Here is an 18,637-nt window from a genome sequence, read left to right on the forward strand (position 1 = left end):
CGCGCAGCTGCAAGCTACCTATATCTCTACCTGAGTGCCAAGTTCGATCACCCGGTTCAACGGCAAGTTGAAAAACCTCAGGTTGCCGTTGGCATTCTTCAGCAAAAAGGCAAACAGCAGCCCCCGCCAGCGCGACATGCCCACCAGCCGCGACGGGATCACCGTTTCGCGGCTGAGGAAATAGGTCGTGCGCATCGGGCTGAAATCCAGCCCTTCCAGGTGACAGAGCTTCAATGCCGCCGGCACATCCGGCTCATCCATGAAGCCAAAGTGCAACAGCACCCGGTAGAAACCCTCGCCATACGCCTCGACCTCGAAGCGCTGCTGCGCCGGCACCCGCGGGGTGTCCTCGCTGACCACGGTCAACAGCACCACCTGCGAGTGCAGCACCTGGTTGTGCAGCATGTTATGCAACAACGCGTGAGGCACGGCATCCGCCCGTGCGGTGAGAAACACCGCCGTGCCTTCGACCCGATGCGGCGGCTGCACGCGAATGCTGCTGATGAACAGCGGCAACGGCAGGCTGCCTTCGTCCAGGCGCTCGACCAGAATCTGCTTGCCGCGCTTCCAGGTGGTCATCAAGACAAACAGGACAATCCCCGCCAGCACCGGAAAAGCCCCGCCCTGAACGATTTTCGGCACGTTGGCGGCAAAGAACAGGCCATCGACAAAGAGAAATCCCAGCAAAATCGGCACCGCCAGCAGCGGCGGCCATTTCCACAGCAACAACATCACTGTCGACACCAGCAGCGTGGTCATCAACATGGTGCCAGTCACTGCCACGCCATAGGCCGAGGCCAGCGCCCCGGAAGACTCGAAGCCCAGCACCAGCAGGATCACCCCGACCATCAGCGACCAGTTCACCGCACCTATATAGATCTGCCCCTGTTCGTCACTGGAGGTGTGCTGGATTTGCATGCGCGGGACATAGCCAAGCTGAATGGCCTGGCGGGTCAGGGAGAAGGCCCCGGAAATCACCGCCTGGGAGGCAATCACCGTGGCCAGGGTGGACAAACCGACCAACGGTATCAACGCCCAGTTCGGCGCCAGCAGATAGAACGGGTTGCGCGCTGCCTCCGGGTTTTGCAGCAACAGCGCGCCCTGGCCGAAATAGTTGAGCACCAGCGCCGGCAGCACCAGGGCAAACCAGGCGCGGGCAATGGGTTTGCGGCCAAAGTGGCCCATGTCGGCATACAGCGCTTCGGCGCCGGTCAGGGCCAGCACCACGGCGCCAAGAATCGCTACGCCCATGCCCGGGTGAACAATAAAGAAGCGCACCGCCCAGACCGGGTTGAAAGCCTTGAGCACCTCCGGGCTCTGGGCGATGCCATGCACGCCCAGAGCGCCGAGCACCACGAACCAGGTGACCATCACCGGACCAAAGAGGATGCCAATGCGCGCCGTGCCATGCTTCTGGATCAGGAACAGCGCCACCAGCACGATCAACGCCACCGGTATCACCCAGTGGTCGATGCCGTCGAAGGCCAGCTCCAGGCCCTCTACCGCCGACAATACCGAAATCGCCGGGGTGATCATGCTGTCGCCGTAGAACAGCGCCGCGCCGATCAGGCCGCAGCCGACCATCAGCGCCTTGAGCTTGGGGTACGGCGCCGAGGCGCGCCGGGCCAACGCCGTCAAAGCCATGATGCCGCCCTCGCCCTGGTTGTCGGCGCGCAGGATGAACACCACGTACTTGATCGTCACCACCCAGATCAGCGACCAGAAAATCAGGCCGAGGATGCCCAGCACCCCATCATGATTGACCGGTACGCCGTAACCGCCCGAAAACACCTCCTTGAGGGTATACAAGGGGCTGGTGCCAATATCGCCGTAAACCACTCCGACCGCTGCCACCAGCAGGCTCAACGGCTTTGCCACCGAATGCCCGGAATCGGCCTGACTACTTGCCTGAACCATCCATCACTCCCGCCACCAGGCCCCTTGCACCAGACACAGGCACACTGCCGCGAAGCATAGCTGAGCGTTCGTCGTATTTCTGCTGGTCAAGTGACTTTGCGCTCGCTAGAATTGCGCACTTTTTGATCAGAGGCGCCCAAAGCGCCCATCAGGTTTGCCCGCCGGCCCGGCCAGGCAAGCCCTTCAATACCGAGGTTAGCCATGTCCACCACTCCTACGCCCACCACGCCCAAGGTCGGCTTCGTTTCCCTGGGTTGCCCCAAGGCCCTGGTCGATTCCGAGCGCATCCTGACCCAGCTGCGCATGGAAGGTTATGAAGTCGTGCCCACCTACGAGGACGCCGACGTAGTGGTGGTCAACACCTGCGGCTTCATCGACAGCGCCAAGGCCGAGTCCCTGGAAGTGATTGGCGAAGCCATCAAGGAAAACGGCAAGGTCATCGTCACCGGCTGCATGGGTGTCGAGGAAGGCAGCATCCGTGACGTGCACCCCAGCGTGCTCTCGGTAACCGGCCCGCAGCAGTACGAGCAGGTGGTCAATGCCGTGCACGAAGTCGTGCCGCCGCGCCAGGACCATAACCCGCTGATCGACCTGGTGCCGCCACAGGGCGTCAAGCTGACCCCGCGCCACTACGCCTACCTGAAGATTTCCGAAGGCTGCAACCACAGCTGCAGTTTCTGCATCATCCCGTCGATGCGCGGCAAGCTGGTCAGCCGCCCGGTCGGCGAAGTGCTGAGCGAGGCCGAGCGCCTGGTCAAGGCCGGGGTCAAGGAAATCCTGGTGATCTCCCAGGACACCAGCGCCTACGGCGTCGACGTCAAGTACAAGACTGACTTCTGGAACGGCCGCCCGGTCAAGACGCGCATGCTCGAGCTGTGCGAAGCGCTGAGCAGCCTCGGCGCCTGGGTGCGCCTGCACTATGTGTACCCGTACCCGAACGTCGACGACGTGATCCCGCTGATGGCGGCCGGCAAGATCCTGCCGTACCTGGACATCCCGTTCCAGCACGCCAGCCCGAAAGTGCTCAAGTCGATGAAACGCCCGGCGTTCGAAGACCGCACCCTGGCGCGCATCAAGAACTGGCGCGAGCAGTGCCCGCAACTGGTGATCCGTTCGACCTTCATCGTCGGCTTCCCGGGTGAAACCGAAGAAGACTTCCAGTACCTGCTCGACTGGCTGACCGAAGCCCAGCTCGATCGCGTCGGCTGCTTCCAGTATTCGCCGGTCGAAGGCGCCCCGGCCAACGACCTGGGCCTGGACGAAGTGCCGGACGACATCAAGCAGGAGCGCTGGGATCGCTTCATGGCCCACCAGCAGGCGATCAGCACCGCCCGCCTGCAACTGCGCATCGGCAAGGAAATCGACGTGCTGATCGATGAAGTCGAAGACGAAGGCTCGGTCGGCCGCAGCTTCTTCGATGCTCCGGAAATCGACGGCAACGTGTTCATCGATGGCAACCACGGCTTCAAGCCGGGCGACACCGTTCGCTGCCGGGTGACCGACGCCGACGAGTACGATATGTGGGCCGAACCGATCTGATCCGGCGCCAATAAAAAAATGCCCTGCCAGCGATGGCGGGGCTTTTTTTTGCAACTATCGTTTCCTCAATCGCCACGAGGAGACCATCGTAATGCGCAGGCACATGACCGTGCAGACACCCAGCCTGCGCGACTACCCGGAGCTGGCGCGGGTGTGGGAAACGTCCGTGCGCGCCACCCACGACTTTCTCCCCGACAGCTACATCTGCCTGCTGCGTGAGCTGCTACTGAGCCAGTACCTGGACGCGGTAATGCTGATTTGCTGCAAGGACGCCAGCCAGCGCATCCGCGGCTTTGCCGGGGTCGCTGGCGGACGGGTGGAGATGCTCTTCATCGACCCCGAGGCGCGCGGCCAGGGCCTGGGCGCAAGGCTGCTGCGGGTGGCCATCGACGAGCTGCACGCCGAGCAACTGGACGTCAACGAACAGAATGCCCAGGCCCTGGGCTTCTACCTGCGCCAGGGCTTTGAAGTGGTCGGCCGCTCAGAAACGGACGGCATGGGCCAGCCCTACCCCCTACTTCACATGAGGCTAATTCGTACGCAGTCTGTCCGCACCGACTGAAGGCTTGTGTAATCCCCCTCTGAAATGCCGCGAAAGCGCAGATTAATGGCCGGATCGACGAATGTTACCGGCCCCAAGCCCGTCCAGGCAGTTACAATAGGCACCTTTCCCTGTGTCTACGGCTGTCGTCATGTCTGAACCCATTCGCCTTTCCAAACGCCTTATCGAACTGGTCGGTTGCTCCCGGCGCGAGGCCGAGCTGTACATCGAGGGCGGCTGGGTCACGGTGAACGGCACCGTGATCGACGAGCCGCAATTCAAAGTCACCGATCACAAGGTCGAACTGCGCCAGGGCGCCAAGGCCGAAGCCCTGGAGCCGGTCACCCTGCTGCTCAACCAGCCCGCCGGGCTCGACGTCGATGCCGCCTGCGCCAGCATCAGCGCCGACAGCCTCTCGCCGGAGCACAGCTACAGCCGTCGCCCGCTCAAGGGCCACTTCGCCCGCCTGAGCTGCGCCGCGCCGCTGCAAGAAGGCGCCAGCGGCCTGCAAGTGTTCACCCAGGACTGGCGCGTGACCCGCAAGCTCGATGCCGACCTGGCCAAGCTCGAGCAGGAATACATCGTCGAAGTCACTGGCGAAATGATCGCCCACGGCCTGGAGCGGCTGAACCGCGGCTTCACCTGGAAAGGCAACGAGCTGCCGAAGATCAAGGCCAGCTGGCAGAACGAGACGCGCCTGCGCATGGTCCTGAAAAACCCGCCTGCCGGGCTCATCGACCTGCTCTGCCGCAGCGTCGGCGTCACCCCGGTGAGCATGCGCCGCATCCGCCTCGGTGGCGTCGCCATGAGCAAGCTGCCGCTGGGCCAGTGGCGCTACCTGGCAGCCAGCGAAAAATTCTAAGCAACACGGCGCCGCCACCCAGGCGGCGCCCCTGAACAGGATTGTCCCCATGATTCACAACGATGTACTGCGCAGCCTGCGCTACCTGCTGGACGTCAACGACGCCAAGCTCACCGATATCATCAAGCTAAGCGGCTTCGAAGTATCCACCGCCGATATCGCTACCTACCTCAAGAAGGAAGAAGAGGAAGGCTTTGTGCGCTGCCCCGATGAAGTCATCGCCCATTTCCTCGATGGCCTGGTGATCTTCAAGCGCGGCAAGGACGACAGCCGTGCGCCGCTGCCGGTCGAATTGCCGGTGACCAACAACATCGTCATGAAGAAGCTGCGCGTGGCCTTCGAGCTTAAAGAGGACGACCTGCACGCGATTCTCAAGGCCGCCGACTTCCCGGTGTCCAAGCCAGAGCTCAGCGCCCTGTTCCGCAAGGTCGGGCACAACAACTACCGCCCGTGCGGCGACCAGTTGCTGCGCAACTTCCTCAAGGGCCTGACCCTGCGGGTTCGTGGCTGAGCCGACGATGAACTACAGCGTTGCTCCCATCGGCCACGTGCGCTCCTGCTTCAAGGAAAAGTTCGCCATTCCGCGTCAGCCGCAACTGGCGCCGGCCGCCCGTGGCGTGCTGGAGCTGCTGCCACCCTACGACAACGGCGAGGCCGTTGCCGGCCTTGAGCAGGTCAGCCATGTCTGGCTGCTGTTCCTGTTCCACCAGGCGCTGGAAGACAAACCGCGGTTGAAGGTGCGCCCGCCTCGGCTGGGCGGCAACAAGTCCATGGGTGTGTTTGCCACCCGTGCCACCCACCGGCCCAATGGCATCGGTCAGTCGGTGGTCAGGCTGGAGAAGGTCGAGGCTGACCGCTTGTGGCTGTCGGGCATCGACCTGCTTGATGGCACCCCGGTATTGGATATCAAGCCTTACGTGCCCTACGCCGATGCCGTGGCCGACGCGACCAACCAGATGGCTGACGCGCCACCTGCGCCGATTGCCGTGAGCTGGAGCGATACTGCCCTGCCCCAGGCCCGCGAGCACGCCTTGCGCCTGGCCGAGCCGCTGGTGGAGCTGATCGAGCAATGCCTGGCCCAGGACCCGCGCCCGGCCTACCAGGTGCCGCCGCCCGAGCGCGTGTACGGGGTTAGGTTCTGGGATGTGCAGGTGCGCTGGCACTACCCGCAGCCAGATCAGATCCGGGTGCTGGAAGTGGTGCTGGATCTATAGACACAAAAAAAGCAGGCCGAAGCCTGCTTTTTTTGTATTCAATGTCTTACTTCTCGACGAATGCACGCTCGATCAGGTAATCACCCGGCTCACGCATACGCGCCGAGATCTTCAGGCCGAAGCTGTCGAGCACTTCGCTGGTCTCGTCGAGCATGCTCGGGCTACCGCAGATCATAGCGCGGTCGTCCTGCGGGTTGATCGGCGGCAGGCCGATGTCGCTGAACAGCTTGCCGCTGCGCATCAGGTCGGTCAGGCGGCCCTGGTTCTCGAATGGCTCGCGGGTCACGGTCGGGTAGTAGATCAGCTTGTCACGCAGCGCTTCACCGAAGAACTCGTTCTGCGGCAGGTGCTCGGTGATGAATTCGCGGTAGGCGACTTCGTTGACGTAGCGCACGCCGTGGACCAGGATGACTTTTTCGAAGCGCTCGTAGGTTTCCGGGTCCTGGATGACGCTCATGAACGGCGCCAGGCCAGTGCCGGTGCTGAGCAGGTACAGGTGCTTGCCCGGGTTCAGGTCGTCGAGTACCAGGGTGCCGGTAGGCTTCTTGCTGATGATGATTTCATCGCCTTCCTTCAGGTGCTGCAACTGGGAGGTCAGCGGGCCGTCCGGCACCTTGATGCTGAAGAACTCCAGATGCTCTTCCCAGTTCGGGCTGGCAATCGAATAGGCGCGCATGAGCGGGCGGCCGTTTGGCTGTTGCAGGCCGATCATCACGAACTGACCGTTCTCGAAGCGCAGGCCCGGATCGCGGGTGCACTTGAAGCTGAACAGGGTGTCGTTCCAGTGGTGAACACTGAGGACACGTTCGTGGTTCATGTTGCTCATGTACGGGCTCCTGAAGAAAAACGCGGCGCTAAGCGAGAGCGCGATTGCGCAATAGTTTAGTGCCAGCGACAATATCTGTTAAATGAATTATCAAGATATGTCTTATCGGTTATATAGATATGCGATTTACCCTTCGTCAGCTCCAGGTGTTCGTTGCCGTGGCCCAGTACCAAAGCGTCTCGCGGGCCGCCGGAATACTGGCGTTATCGCAATCGGCCGCCAGTACATCGATCACCGAACTTGAGCGCCAGTCCAGCTGCCAGCTGTTCGACCGCGCCGGTAAACGCCTGAGCCTCAACGCCCTGGGCCATCAACTGCTGCCCCAGGCGGTGGCCCTGCTCGACCAGGCCAAGGAAATCGAGGACCTGCTCAACGGCAAGTCCGGTTTCGGCTCGCTGGCGGTGGGCGCGACCCTGACCATCGGCAACTACCTGGCCACCCTGCTGATCGGCAGCTTCATGCAGATCCACCCGGAGAGCCAGGTGAAGCTGCATGTACAGAACACTGCGCATATCGTGCAACAGGTTGCCCATTACGAAATTGATCTGGGTCTAATTGAAGGCGACTGCAACCACCCGGACCTGGAAGTGCAGCCGTGGGTCGAGGACGAGCTGGTGGTGTTCTGCGCGCCGCAGCACCCCTTGGCCAAACGCGGCCAGGCGAGCATGGAAGAACTCACCCATGAGGCCTGGATCCTGCGTGAACAGGGCTCGGGCACCCGCCTGACCTTCGATCAGGCCATGCGTCACCACCGCTCCAGCCTCAACATACGCCTGGAGCTGGAACACACCGAGGCGATCAAGCGCGCGGTCGAGTCGGGCCTGGGCATTGGTTGCATCTCGCGCCTGGCCCTGCGCGACGCATTTCGCCGCGGCAGCCTGGTGCCGGTGGAAACCCCCGAACTGGACCTGGCCCGGCAGTTCTTCTTCATCTGGCACAAGCAGAAGTACCAGACCTCCGCCATGCGCGAGTTTCTCGAACTGTGCCGCAGCTTTACCGCAGGCGTCAGCCGCAGCGACGAGATCGTCCTGCCGACCATCGCTTAAAGCAGGATCACCGCCCAGGTCAGGCCAACCATGCTCAAGGCCACGAACTGGGCGGCACTGCCCATGTCCTTGGCATTCTTCGACAACGGGTGGCGATCGAGGGAAATGCGGTCGATCGCCGCCTCCACCGCCGAATTGAGCAATTCGACGATCAGCCCCAGCAAGCACACGGCGATCAGGATCGCCCGCTCGGCACGGCTGACATCCAGCCAGAAGGCCACCGGAATCAACACAACGTTGAGCAGCACCAGCTGACGGAACGCTGCCTCACCGGTGAACGCAGCACGCAGGCCATCGAACGAATAGCCGGCGGCGTTGAAAATACGTTTAAGGCCGGTCTGGCCCTTGAAAGGCGACGACATAGAAGGTCACTTCATCCACTGAAAACGCTGCAGCCTAGTGTAGGTACAGTCAAAAAAGCGTGAAGGCCAATGGCCTTAAGTGGCCGAAACCGATTCCAGTTGTTGCAGCAACAAAGCGGCCTGGGTCCGGGTCCGCACGCCCAGCTTACGGAAAATCGCCGTCACATGGGCCTTGATGGTCGCTTCCGACACGCTCAGTTCGTAGGCAATCTGCTTGTTCAGCAGCCCTTCGCAGACCATGGTCAAAACCCGGAACTGTTGCGGCGTCAGGCTGGCAAGCCCTTCACTGGCGGCCTTGGCCTCAGCGGACACATCGACTTTTTCGAACGCCTGCGGCGGCCACCAGACCTCGCCATCGAGAACCTTCTGCACTGCGTCCTGAATCACTTCCAGCGGGCTTGATTTGGGAATGAAGCCACTGGCGCCGAATTCGCGGGACTTGACCACGACCGCGGCTTCTTCCTGAGCCGAGACCATCACCACCGGAATCTGCGGGTACTGCCCGCGCAGCAACACCAGCCCGGAGAAGCCGTAGGCGCCCGGCATGTTCAGGTCCAGCAGCACCAGGTCCCAGTCGGCTTTTTCGGTCAGGCGGGTTTCCAGTTCGGCGATGCTTGCCACCTCGACCAGGCGTACATCCGGGCCCAGGCCCAGGGTAACGGCCTGGCGCAGTGCGCTGCGAAACAGCGGGTGGTCATCGGCAATCAGGATTTCGTATGTGGCCATCGATCTAATGATCCTGTTCTGTGCAGGCGCAGGAAAGGAAGAATAGGCGCCTGGCGGGCAACTCGAGGCGACGGCAACGCCGTCTGCCCAAACGGCACATCGAGGCCAGGAAAAACAGCGTTTCAAGCCATCGTCGTGCTCGAATCGGCGCCAAGGATGCCGAGCCAGGACCGGGTGGTCAAGCTCAATACCCGCCCTGCTCGCCCACCCTGGCCACCAATCTGCCCATTATGCCGCAAAGTGCCGCGCCTGCCCCTTGTACTATAGGAAGGTATGCAAACGCTGGTGCACGGTGTCCTGCTCATCCAGTGGCAGTTGATGCTTGGCACTCAGGTAATGGGTGGTGAACACGTCCAGGTAGGCATCCAGTGCCTCGGCTGCACGTTGATCACCGGCCAGCTCCAGGCACATGGCGGCCACTTCGGCGGTGCAGAAGTGATCGTCGCGCTTGGAGCGACGCAGGCGGTAGCGCGAAATCTGCTCGGGCTGCAGGCTCAGGACCGGGAAGCGGTTCAAGTACGGGCTTTTGCGAAACATCTTGCGCGCTTCGGTCCAGGTGGCGTCCAGCAGGATGAACAGCGGGCGCTTGCCCGGTACCCGCTGCACCTCGTTGACCACCCGCCCTGGCTCGACGAACTCGCCAGGGAAAACAATATACGGCTGCCAGTGCGGCTGCTCGAGCAAGGCCAGCAAAGTCTCGTCGACCGCCGTACGCTGCCAGCCAAAGGCCGAGGTGTCGGCGATCAGGTCGGCGATCAGCCAGCCGGTGTTGGTCGGCTTGAGTGGCTCGGTGTCATGCATCAGCAGGCAGATGCCCGAATCAGCCGGTACTTGCGGGCGCCAGGCGCACAGGCAATAACTGGGGATCACCCGGCACTGCGGGCAGCGCGGCGCCCGCGAACCACGGGCAACGAAGGGTTTGACACTGCGCGCCAGGCGCTCGGCGCGCAGGCGCGATACGGCATGGCTCATGACTGGGCACAACGTGGGCAATAAAGGGATGGCACTGCACGGACTCGGCAAGACGGAAATCCCGGGCAGTTTATCAGAGCCTGCCTACGGGTAGACTGGATTTGCCGTGCAGCTAAAGCAGCGACTCCTTATAATCTTCCACCTGTCGCTACCCGCTGGCCTTGCCGTTGCGCCGTGACGGAACACCGTGCGCCGTTGTTGGTCCAATTGCCAGTTACCGAACCAGGAGAGATTCATGCTGCGTTTCATCGTCCCGTCCCTGAGCCTGTTGCTCGCCCTGCCCCTGGCGGCCAATGCCGCGTCCAAGCAGGAGTACGAGCTGAGCCGGATGCTGCAAAAAGTTGCCACGCAAAGCAGCGTCGGCACGCCGCGGGCGATCAACGAAGACATCCTCGACCAGGGCTACACCGTCGAAGGCAAGCAACTGATCAACCACCTGAGCGTGCTGCCAAGCCATGCGCAAAAGATGCAGGCCGACCCCAACCGGGTACGCAGCCAACTGGGTGACAGCGTGTGCAAGAACACCGGTTATCGCCTGCTGATGGAAAAAGGCGCGGTGCTGACCTATCGCTTCACCGAGTACAAGACCAACCGCCCGGTCAGCGAACAGGCCTTCAACGCCGCCAGCTGCGGCCTGAAGCTCAAGAAGTAACGGCCTTAGGCAACCCGCTCCCTGTCGCGCCGCTGTTTTTCATCGGCGCGCAGTTCGGCCACCAGGGCCTGGATGTACCGCGAGTGCCGCTCCCCTCCCCCCAGCCGTCGCAGGCACTCCTGTTCAAGGCTCAGGTTGTTGGCCTGCGCCGCGCTCTGAAGCAACTGGAATAGCTGCTCGTCGAGCTCAAGGTTAAGCCGTTGCATGCTGCAGCCTCCCTGCATCGCGCTGACTCGCTCTGAGCTTCAGTTAACCAGACCCTCACAATGATTGGATCCCAGCTGACGAGCGGTTCCACTGCGGCGCGATACTGCGCGGATCATTCGGCATAAACACGCGCCAGGGTCTAGATTGATAGCAACCACCCTGTAATTTTTGGGCAAGCAAAGGGGGTTGCCCGTGGATGCCTTGCGCTGCACCCGAAGCCATGAAGAACAATAAGTTGTATGGACCCATTACCACTGCACTGAGACCTTGCAGGTCTACTGCAATGCTCGGGGGTCACACTCGAGCCACGGCAGCCAGCGACACATGCAGTGTCGCGGCCGGGCAGCCCATTGCCGCCCGGTCAGAGGTTTTGCTGCAGAAGGAGACGCTTGAATGCCTTACCAACCGAATGAACTGCTATCGAGTCACTTCAGCAACAATGGAATCGACCTGAGCAAGATCGAAGAACAACTGAACCTGGTTGCGCCCAACAGCCCCAACCTGCCGCTGTACCGCGACATGATGCTGACCGTCCTGCGCATGGCCCATGACGACCGCAACCGCTGGAACGCCAAGATTACCCTGCAGGCCCTGCGCGAACTCGATCACGCCTTTCGTACCCTCGAACAGTACAAAGGCCGACGCAAGGTTACGGTGTTCGGCTCGGCCCGCACGCCGATCGAACACCCGATGTATGCCCTGGCCCGGGAACTGGGGGCGACTCTGGCCCGTTCCGACCTGATGGTCATCACCGGCGCCGGTGGCGGGATCATGGCTGCCGCCCATGAAGGCGCCGGGGTGGAGCACAGCCTGGGCTTCAACATCACTCTGCCGTTCGAGCAACACGCCAACCCCACGGTGGACGGCACCGACAAGTTGCTGCCGTTCCACTTCTTCTTCATTCGCAAGCTGTTCTTCGTCAAGGAAGCCGATGCCCTGGTGCTGTGCCCGGGCGGCTTCGGCACCCTGGATGAAGCACTGGAAGTACTGACCCTGATCCAGACCGGCAAAAGCCCGCTGGTGCCAGTGGTGCTACTGGACTCGCCCGGCGGCAGCTTCTGGCAGGAGGCGCTGAACTTTATTACTCGCCAACTGGAAGAGAACCGCTACATCCTGCCCAGCGACATGAAACTGCTGCGCCTGGTGTACAGCGCCGACGAGGCAGTGGAAGAAATCAACCAGTTCTATAGCAACTACCACTCCAGCCGCTGGCTGAAGAACCAGTTTGTGATTCGCATGCAGCATCCGCTTAGTGAAGCCGCGCTGTTTGACTTGCAGGAGGGATTTGCGGACTTGCGCCTGAGCGGCAATTTCCATCAGCACGCCTATGGCGGCGAGCAGCATGACGAGGCGCGCTTCAGTCATTTGACCCGCCTGGCCTTCGCCTTCAACGGGCGCGATCAGGGGCGCCTGCGCGAATTGGTCGACTTCATCAACCTGTCGGAGAACTGGGCCAAGCCAGAGCCCATGCACACTACCCAGCGGGCACGGGAAGCATTGAAAGTCACCTGAGCCGTCAGTCGTCCAGCCCTCGGCCGCTCAACAGGCGGCCGACCGATTCCATGGAAAAACCACGGTAAACCAGAAAACGGGTTTGCTGGGCGCGGCTGCGCGGATCGACAGGCAACTGACCGGCAAACTTGCGCTGCCAGACATCCTGCAACAGCGCCGACCAGTCCACCCCGCATTCACGCAGTGCCTGGTCGATGTCACCGCGGTGCAGCCCGCGCTGGCCCAGCTCCTCACGAATACGCGCAGGGCCGTAGCCCGAGCGTGAACGGTAGCTAATGAAACTTTCCAGGTAACGGGCTTCGCTGAGCAGGCCTTCTTCCGTCAAACGGTCGAGTTCCTGGTCAATCAATTCGGCGGGGGCGCCGCGCTGACGCAACTTGCGCGTCAGCTCGACTCGACCGTGCTCGCGACGTGCGAGCAGGTCCATGGCTGTCCGCCTTACGGCGACGGGGGTATCGAGTACGGCGGACATGGGTGCGATCAGTAGCCGGCTTCAGCTTCGGTTTCGTCTTCAGGCTCGGCGTTAACCGCTGCAGCCTTGCCAGCCGCTTCAACGGCGCCGGCATTGAGCAGCTTGTCGCGGATCTGCTTCTCGAGCGTCGCGGCGATTTCCGGGTTCTCCTGGAGGAACTTGGCTGAGTTGGCCTTGCCCTGACCGATCTTGCTGCCCTGGTAGCTGTACCAGGCACCGGATTTTTCCAGGAAGCCGTGCAGCACGCCGAGGTCAATGATCTCGCCGTTGCGGTAGATGCCCTTGCCGTAGAGGATCTGGAATTCAGCCTGACGGAATGGCGGCGCCACCTTGTTCTTGACGATTTTGACCCGGGTTTCGCTACCAACGACTTCGTCGCCTTCCTTCACCGCGCCGGTACGGCGGATGTCGAGACGGACCGAAGCGTAGAACTTCAGCGCGTTACCACCGGTGGTGGTTTCCGGGCTGCCGAACATCACGCCGATCTTCATGCGGATCTGGTTGATGAAGATCACCAGGCAGTTGGCGTTCTTGATGTTACCGGTGATTTTACGCAGCGCCTGGGACATCAGGCGAGCCTGCAGGCCCACGTGCATGTCACCCATTTCGCCTTCGATCTCGGCCTTGGGCACCAGCGCCGCCACGGAGTCGACGATGATCACGTCAACGGCGTTGGAGCGCACCAGCATGTCGGTGATTTCCAGGGCCTGTTCACCGGTATCCGGCTGCGAGACCAGCAGGTCGTCGACGTTGACGCCCAGCTTGCCGGCGTATTCCGGGTCCAGGGCGTGCTCGGCGTCGACGAAGGCACAGGTAGCTCCGGCTTTCTGCGCCTGGGCGATGACCGACAGGGTCAGGGTGGTTTTACCCGACGACTCAGGGCCGTAGATTTCGACGATACGACCTTTTGGCAGACCGCCAATGCCCAGGGCAATGTCCAGGCCCAGGGAGCCGGTGGAAATGGCCGGAATCGCCTGGCGCTCGTGGTCGCCCATGCGCATGACCGCGCCTTTACCGAATTGACGCTCGATTTGCCCCAGGGCCGCAGCCAAGGCGCGCTTCTTGTTGTCGTCCATTGAAGTCCTCACGTAATCGATAGGGCCTGACGGCCAGAACACCTGTATAAGTAGCCAGTATTATTCCACAGGGTTTTGTTCCCGCCTACCCCCGATGTGCGATTTACTCTGCACCAAGGTGTAACAAGCCCTCTAGCGCGGCGATTACCGTTTGTCGGCGCACCGCATCGCGGTCGCCATCGAAGTGCCGGCGCTCGCTGCTGACATGGCTGCCATCGGCCCAGGCCAGCCATACGGTACCCACCGGTTTTGCCGGCGAGCCACCGTCGGGCCCGGCCACGCCGCTGACCGCCACGGCAAACCGCGCGCCGCTGGCCGCCTGGGCGCCACGGACCATGGCCTCGACCACTTCCTGGCTGACCGCCCCGACTTGCGCGAACAACCCCTCGGGCACCGCCAGCTGGCGGCTCTTCTGGCTGTTGGAGTAGGTCACGTACCCGGCCTCGAACCAGGCCGAGCTGCCGGGAATGCGCGTTATGGCCTCGGCGATGCCGCCGCCGGTGCAAGACTCGGCAGTGCTTACCTGGGCGTTGAAACGGCGCAGGTGCTCGCCCAGGCGGGCAGACAGTGCTGTGATCGGGTCCATGCCAAGCTCCTTGTTCAGTGCAGTTGCTTGCGCCGCGCCAATACTTCACGGGGGAAGCGAAACAGCAGGTTGTAACTGAAAAATGTCATCACGTAGAACGCCAGCAGTGACAACATCGCGACAAACGGAAACAACACCACGCTCTGCCCGAAAAAGCGAAATTTGCGCGAGTGGGTGGCGAAATCGGTGTAGGTAAAATAGTTCTGGTAGACCAGAAAAGCATCCAGCAGCACACAGCCCAAAGCGATCAAGGCATATTTTGCGATTGAAACCCGGGGCGGGGCCTCGGGCTGCAGCCGCGATCGTCTCATGATGCAGACCGTGATCCACACGGAGAAAACCGGCGCAGCCACGGCAATGTAGTTGCCGATGGCCTTGGCCGTCAGCGGGAACAGCGACGACCAGCCCCCCACCCGGCCCAGCAGGCAACCGTCGAGAAAGCGTTCGAGCTCAAAGTAGCCCCCCTCCTGGGCCTGGGCAGGAACCTGCCAGGCGAGCAGGACGATCGGCAGCAGGCTGACAGCAATGAGCACGTAGGGAATATGCAGGTAAGCCCCCTGCTGCTCGCTTCCTTTCGCCACGTTCATCCTTTCACCCGCCCTCTGTTTTGCTCGTCAGGGTGCTACGGTATCGAGCACCAGCTGGTTGAACGACTCCATGGCCTGCGCATCGATGTAAGACGAAACCGCAGCCAGAATCACTCCGGTGGCAATGATACCTGCACCGGCGGCCAAACCGGGTGCCAGCACCAGTGCCAGGCCTGCCCCCAGCAGGGCACCGGCGCCAGCGCCCACCAGCGTGCCCACGGCGATGCTTTCAAGCTCGAGCAAAAACGGCTTCCATTCACCGCTGCTGAAGCCGCTCGCCGCCTTCTGCGCCAGGGTCGTCGCCTGGACCATCTTGCCGGTAACCCCAAAGGCTTTGCCCAGGCGCTGGAAGTTGTCGGCGTAGGTTGCCACATCCAGGGCGTTGAGGGCCTGGGCAATGGCAGCGGTGTCCTTCTGGTTCATTTTGAAGCCCGGGTTGCGCGTGAGCTTTTCAAACGCCTGCATGGCTTGGTCATAACTTTTCACCGTCTTGCCAGAAATGCCTTCCTTCAGTTGTTCCGCAGCCTTGCCCATCTGCGTGCCGAAGCGGCTGGAGACCTCCTTGCCGACATCACTGGCAAAGGCCAACGCACTTTTGTAAGCCTCCTGCTCCGCCGCCTCGCGCGCTTGCGCCTGCAGCTTGTCGAGCTTTTCCTGCAGCATGGCATTGGCACTGAGGTCGACATGCAGGCTCAGACCTGCGCTGAGCACGTCCATTACCTGGTCGATGGCCGGCGGAATGTGGTCGTCGTCGAGGGTCTTCAGCTCGGCGACCATCCTGTCGATGTTGCGCTCGAGCAGCTCGCTGCCCGGCGAGGTGGACAGGCGCAGGCGGTTGAACTTGATCAGCTCATCGCGCTTGGCCATCATCGCCTTCACCACCCCGATGGAGCGTTCGAGTTTTTGCGCCTGGCTCAGGGCAGCGTCACTGCCAGCAGCGGCTTCAGCGGCTTTTTGCTCGGCGTCGAGCGTAGCCGGCAGGTTCCTCTCCTTGACCACGAAGCTGCCGCGAATCTCGTCGCGCACCTCGAGGATCTGATAGGGAAGAATGCCCCAGACCCCGACGCCAACATCGTAGTAGGCATCGATACTGGGCCAGCCATTCCCGGACAACACCGATTCGACGACGGTGGAGTTGAACACCATCGCGCCACTGAACGCCGGGCCTCCGGTTCTGGTGACGCCATCGATCGATACCGACACCGAACCGACCACCGAGCTGATGTTGCCACTGCCCCAGAAGCCGCCGAGCATCCCACCACTACCGGCACCGCTATCGCTGTTGCCGGGCGGGATCCCACGATCGACAACAATATTTTTTTCACCCATTACAAAGTCCTTTTCGTTAAAACGTAAATAAATAAATGTGCGCTCAGCGCACCAGCCCGCGCACGTACGCCTGGCACGCGCGCAAGGCGATCAGTCCGCGGTCACCGTCGTCGGTGATGGCGATAATTCGTTGCGCATGCGCCGGCTCAAGTCGGGCGCGTACGGGGTCATGATCCACGCTGCCGGTGCCGGGGGCGGCAGGCAGGCCGGCGCAACCGGAGGCGTCGCGCTCGACCAGGACCGACAGCCGCACATCAGCAGTAGCCAGGCGATCACGCAGGCGTGCCTGAGTCTGTTGGGCATCGAGTAGCTCCTGATAATGGTGTTGCTCGCTGACCGCCAGGCGCTGCGCCAGCCCCTGGCGTTGCAGGCGCTCGGCGACCAGTTGCGCGGCAGCGGATTCAGCCTGGGCTTGCCACTCGCGCTCGTGCTGCGCCGCTTGCTCGGCCAACTGCCGGCCCATGCGCCAACTCTGGACTTGCCAGCTCAGCGCACAGGCCAGCAGCGTCAATAGCAGCCACGCCCCAAGCTGCAGGCGGCTCAACACAGCACCTCTCGGGCCCGCGCCCAGAGCCGCAGGCGATCTTCCAGGCCGTTGAGCCCGCCATTGATATGCCGGGTGATGCGGTTGAACTCGCCGCGGTCAGCCAGCTGGTTGAGGCCGCGCGAGTGCCAGAACCAGGCCGCCGACTCGGCTGCCCATTGTGGTTGTTCGAGCAGTTGCGGTTGCTTGAGCAAACGCTCATCGCCAAACAGGGCCATGCTGCAGGCCCGGTAATTGTTGCGCCCGGTGACCTGGATCAGGCCGCGGCCGCAGTACAGCTGGCCGTCGCCATCGGCCTCGGGACTATTGCCCAGGCGCAGGGCCAGGGTGCCGGTGTCGTAGCGCGCCAGGTAACGGTCGTTGCCCAGCTCTTTGACGTAGCGCAACTGGCCGGACTCATGGCCGACCTGGGCGAGAAAGGCCGCCTGGCGCCGTGGGGTGTCGATGTCCCAGCGGGCCATGGCCAGGTTCAGTGCAGGTAGAAAAACGCCCGCATTCAGGCGGGCGTTGGGGAACACGGCAGCAAGTTGCTCCAGGGTCATATGGGGTTCCTCATCCTTGGGGTTCAAAGGGGCTGCAACTGGACCGTGCGCAGCCCTGGCCGGCTTTTGGCCTGCTTGCCCCTGGCCTTGGCTTTGCCTTTGTTGCCGCCGTTGCAGTCGACCGACGTCGCCCAGCCACTGGAGCTGAAGGTGTGTTCGACCGACTCGATCAGGTACTCACCATCCAGCCCGTCCTTGAAACCCTGGGTGAGGATCAGGCGCTCGGCAAACAGGTCGGTGCGCCCGGCCATTTCCAGGCGCACACTGGCAGTGCTGCGGTTGAACGCTGCCAGGCGTGCCTTGGCAGCCTGCTCGGCAGCAGCCTTGTTGGGGTAAACATGACGGTCGCTGTGCACCGGCTGCAGCCCAGCGGGCGAGGCATCGTTAGCCAGCTCGACAGTCTTCAGCTCGCCGCTTTTGGGATCCTGGTGACGGGTTTGCACAGCCTTGTGCGTGCCCTTGTCCGCCAGGCGAATCTGCCAGCGACTGACATCGCGACGGTTGATGGTCACCACGCCCAGGGCCTGCCCGCTGGCGCTGTGGCCGGCCTGACGCGACAGCACCAGCAACTTGCCGTCGCCGATCTTGGCCGTGCAGTCGTATTGCCTGGCCAGGCGGGTGATGAAGTTGAAATCCGACTCGTTGAGCTGGTCAACCCTGGGCAGCCGCGTGCTCACCGGGCAAACCGGCTGCCAGCCATTGCGCGCGGCAATGTCACGCACGATCTGCTGCAGCGGCACGTCCTCCCAGCTACCGCTGCGGATGCTTTTGCCGGTACCGCGCATGTCGCTGGCCTTGCCGCGGATGACGATGCTGTCAGGGGGGCCGGACAGCTCGATCTCATCCACGGTGTAGCGCCCCAGGCGCGTCAATACCTGGCCGGCGTAGCCCAGGTGCACTTCGATCATCGCCCCCCGTGCCGGCAACGTCACCGCACCATCGCGGTCGTCGATGCGCAGCTCGAACTCGTCGGATTCCATTCCGGGCTTGTCCGAGGTGCGCAAGGATAGCAAGCGGTCGTTGATCAGTTCGGTGATGTCCTTGCCATCGGCAACAAGACGAAACACTGGCTGCATGGTTCAGGCTCCAGAAATGAATGACCCCGCACGCGGCGGGGTCTGGTGA

Annotated in this window: 22 protein-coding genes; 8 read left to right on the forward strand and 14 right to left on the reverse strand. The window is 62.3% G+C overall.

Annotated elements, in window-relative coordinates:
* Window positions 1-18 precede the first annotated feature (18 nt).
* The gene (locus JYG36_RS21105; RefSeq protein ID WP_045193554.1) at window positions 19-1,917 is read right to left on the reverse strand and encodes a potassium transporter Kup; all 1,899 of its coding nucleotides are present in this window, start codon (window positions 1,915-1,917) and stop codon (window positions 19-21) included.
* 201 nt (window positions 1,918-2,118) lie between these two features.
* On the opposite strand from JYG36_RS21105, the gene rimO reads away from it, so the two are divergent.
* From rimO to tsaA, 5 genes are all read left to right on the forward strand, one after another.
* Window positions 2,119-3,456 carry a 30S ribosomal protein S12 methylthiotransferase RimO gene (rimO, locus tag JYG36_RS21110; RefSeq protein ID WP_045193555.1) on the forward strand — a complete coding sequence of 446 codons (1,338 nt, stop codon included), beginning with the start codon at window positions 2,119-2,121 and terminating at the stop codon, window positions 3,454-3,456.
* A 91-nt stretch (window positions 3,457-3,547) separates the two neighbouring features.
* Window positions 3,548-4,018 (forward strand): GNAT family N-acetyltransferase, encoded by a 471-nt coding sequence (locus tag JYG36_RS21115; RefSeq protein WP_093386521.1) that lies wholly within the window; start codon window positions 3,548-3,550, stop codon window positions 4,016-4,018.
* 130 nt (window positions 4,019-4,148) lie between these two features.
* Window positions 4,149-4,859, forward strand: a complete 711-nt coding sequence (locus JYG36_RS21120) for an rRNA pseudouridine synthase (RefSeq protein WP_213602204.1) — start codon at window positions 4,149-4,151, stop codon at window positions 4,857-4,859.
* A gap of 49 nt (window positions 4,860-4,908) precedes the next feature.
* Window positions 4,909-5,370 carry a YehS family protein gene (locus tag JYG36_RS21125; protein WP_045193558.1) on the forward strand — a complete coding sequence of 154 codons (462 nt, stop codon included), beginning with the start codon at window positions 4,909-4,911 and terminating at the stop codon, window positions 5,368-5,370.
* A 7-nt stretch (window positions 5,371-5,377) separates the two neighbouring features.
* Window positions 5,378-6,073, forward strand: coding sequence for a tRNA (N6-threonylcarbamoyladenosine(37)-N6)-methyltransferase TrmO (tsaA, locus tag JYG36_RS21130; protein ID WP_213602205.1), 696 nt, complete (start codon window positions 5,378-5,380; stop codon window positions 6,071-6,073).
* A gap of 46 nt (window positions 6,074-6,119) precedes the next feature.
* On the opposite strand, the gene fpr is transcribed toward tsaA, so the two are convergent.
* On the reverse strand, window positions 6,120-6,899 hold the full coding sequence (gene fpr, locus JYG36_RS21135) for a ferredoxin-NADP reductase (RefSeq protein WP_003222277.1): 780 nt from the start codon (window positions 6,897-6,899) through the stop codon (window positions 6,120-6,122).
* Window positions 6,900-7,018: 119 nt separating this feature from the next.
* Here fpr and JYG36_RS21140 point away from each other — a divergent pair, with 119 nt between their 5' ends.
* Window positions 7,019-7,945 (forward strand): LysR family transcriptional regulator, encoded by a 927-nt coding sequence (locus JYG36_RS21140; protein WP_045193561.1) that lies wholly within the window; start codon window positions 7,019-7,021, stop codon window positions 7,943-7,945.
* Here the strand turns inward: JYG36_RS21140 and JYG36_RS21145 are convergent.
* The 3 genes from JYG36_RS21145 to JYG36_RS21155 form a co-directional block, all read right to left on the reverse strand.
* Window positions 7,942-8,307, reverse strand: a complete 366-nt coding sequence (locus tag JYG36_RS21145; RefSeq protein WP_038996675.1) for a diacylglycerol kinase — start codon at window positions 8,305-8,307, stop codon at window positions 7,942-7,944. The two genes, JYG36_RS21140 and JYG36_RS21145, sit on opposite strands and share 4 nt — an antisense overlap.
* A gap of 75 nt (window positions 8,308-8,382) precedes the next feature.
* Window positions 8,383-9,033, reverse strand: coding sequence for a response regulator transcription factor ErdR (gene erdR, locus JYG36_RS21150; RefSeq protein ID WP_093386534.1), 651 nt, complete (start codon window positions 9,031-9,033; stop codon window positions 8,383-8,385).
* A gap of 261 nt (window positions 9,034-9,294) precedes the next feature.
* A complete protein-coding gene (locus JYG36_RS21155; RefSeq protein ID WP_045193563.1) occupies window positions 9,295-10,005 on the reverse strand; it encodes a tRNA-uridine aminocarboxypropyltransferase in 711 nt (236 codons plus the stop codon).
* 235 nt (window positions 10,006-10,240) lie between these two features.
* Between JYG36_RS21155 and JYG36_RS21160 the strand changes: the two genes are divergently transcribed.
* Window positions 10,241-10,657, forward strand: a complete 417-nt coding sequence (locus JYG36_RS21160; RefSeq protein WP_045193564.1) for a quorum-sensing-regulated virulence factor family protein — start codon at window positions 10,241-10,243, stop codon at window positions 10,655-10,657.
* A 5-nt stretch (window positions 10,658-10,662) separates the two neighbouring features.
* On the opposite strand, the gene JYG36_RS21165 is transcribed toward JYG36_RS21160, so the two are convergent.
* The gene (locus tag JYG36_RS21165) at window positions 10,663-10,863 is read right to left on the reverse strand and encodes a hypothetical protein (protein ID WP_093386538.1); all 201 of its coding nucleotides are present in this window, start codon (window positions 10,861-10,863) and stop codon (window positions 10,663-10,665) included.
* A gap of 394 nt (window positions 10,864-11,257) precedes the next feature.
* Between JYG36_RS21165 and JYG36_RS21170 the strand changes: the two genes are divergently transcribed.
* Window positions 11,258-12,376 (forward strand): LOG family protein, encoded by a 1,119-nt coding sequence (locus JYG36_RS21170; protein ID WP_045193566.1) that lies wholly within the window; start codon window positions 11,258-11,260, stop codon window positions 12,374-12,376.
* Window positions 12,377-12,380: 4 nt separating this feature from the next.
* On the opposite strand, the gene recX is transcribed toward JYG36_RS21170, so the two are convergent.
* The 8 genes from recX to JYG36_RS21210 form a co-directional block, all read right to left on the reverse strand.
* The gene (gene recX / locus JYG36_RS21175; protein WP_045193567.1) at window positions 12,381-12,848 is read right to left on the reverse strand and encodes a recombination regulator RecX; all 468 of its coding nucleotides are present in this window, start codon (window positions 12,846-12,848) and stop codon (window positions 12,381-12,383) included.
* Window positions 12,849-12,856: 8 nt separating this feature from the next.
* Window positions 12,857-13,924 carry a recombinase RecA gene (gene recA / locus JYG36_RS21180; protein WP_093386547.1) on the reverse strand — a complete coding sequence of 356 codons (1,068 nt, stop codon included), beginning with the start codon at window positions 13,922-13,924 and terminating at the stop codon, window positions 12,857-12,859.
* Window positions 13,925-14,027: 103 nt separating this feature from the next.
* Complete coding sequence (locus tag JYG36_RS21185; RefSeq protein ID WP_045193569.1) at window positions 14,028-14,510, reverse strand: CinA family protein; 483 nt, start codon at window positions 14,508-14,510, stop codon at window positions 14,028-14,030.
* Window positions 14,511-14,524: 14 nt separating this feature from the next.
* Window positions 14,525-15,097, reverse strand: coding sequence for a hypothetical protein (locus JYG36_RS21190; RefSeq protein WP_213602206.1), 573 nt, complete (start codon window positions 15,095-15,097; stop codon window positions 14,525-14,527).
* Between the two features lie 27 nt (window positions 15,098-15,124).
* Complete coding sequence (locus tag JYG36_RS21195; RefSeq protein ID WP_045193571.1) at window positions 15,125-16,426, reverse strand: colicin-like pore-forming protein; 1,302 nt, start codon at window positions 16,424-16,426, stop codon at window positions 15,125-15,127.
* Between the two features lie 43 nt (window positions 16,427-16,469).
* Window positions 16,470-16,970, reverse strand: a complete 501-nt coding sequence (locus JYG36_RS21200) for a lysis system i-spanin subunit Rz (RefSeq protein WP_093386562.1) — start codon at window positions 16,968-16,970, stop codon at window positions 16,470-16,472.
* Window positions 16,967-17,512, reverse strand: a complete 546-nt coding sequence (locus JYG36_RS21205) for a glycoside hydrolase family 19 protein (protein ID WP_045193573.1) — start codon at window positions 17,510-17,512, stop codon at window positions 16,967-16,969. Before JYG36_RS21205 ends, JYG36_RS21200 begins: the two co-directional genes overlap by 4 nt.
* A gap of 23 nt (window positions 17,513-17,535) precedes the next feature.
* Window positions 17,536-18,588, reverse strand: a complete 1,053-nt coding sequence (locus JYG36_RS21210) for a phage late control D family protein (RefSeq protein WP_045193574.1) — start codon at window positions 18,586-18,588, stop codon at window positions 17,536-17,538.
* Between the last annotated feature and the right edge of the window lie 49 nt (window positions 18,589-18,637).

Source organism: Pseudomonas sp. SORT22 (assembly GCF_018417635.1).
In the GTDB taxonomy this organism is placed as follows: domain Bacteria; phylum Pseudomonadota; class Gammaproteobacteria; order Pseudomonadales; family Pseudomonadaceae; genus Aquipseudomonas.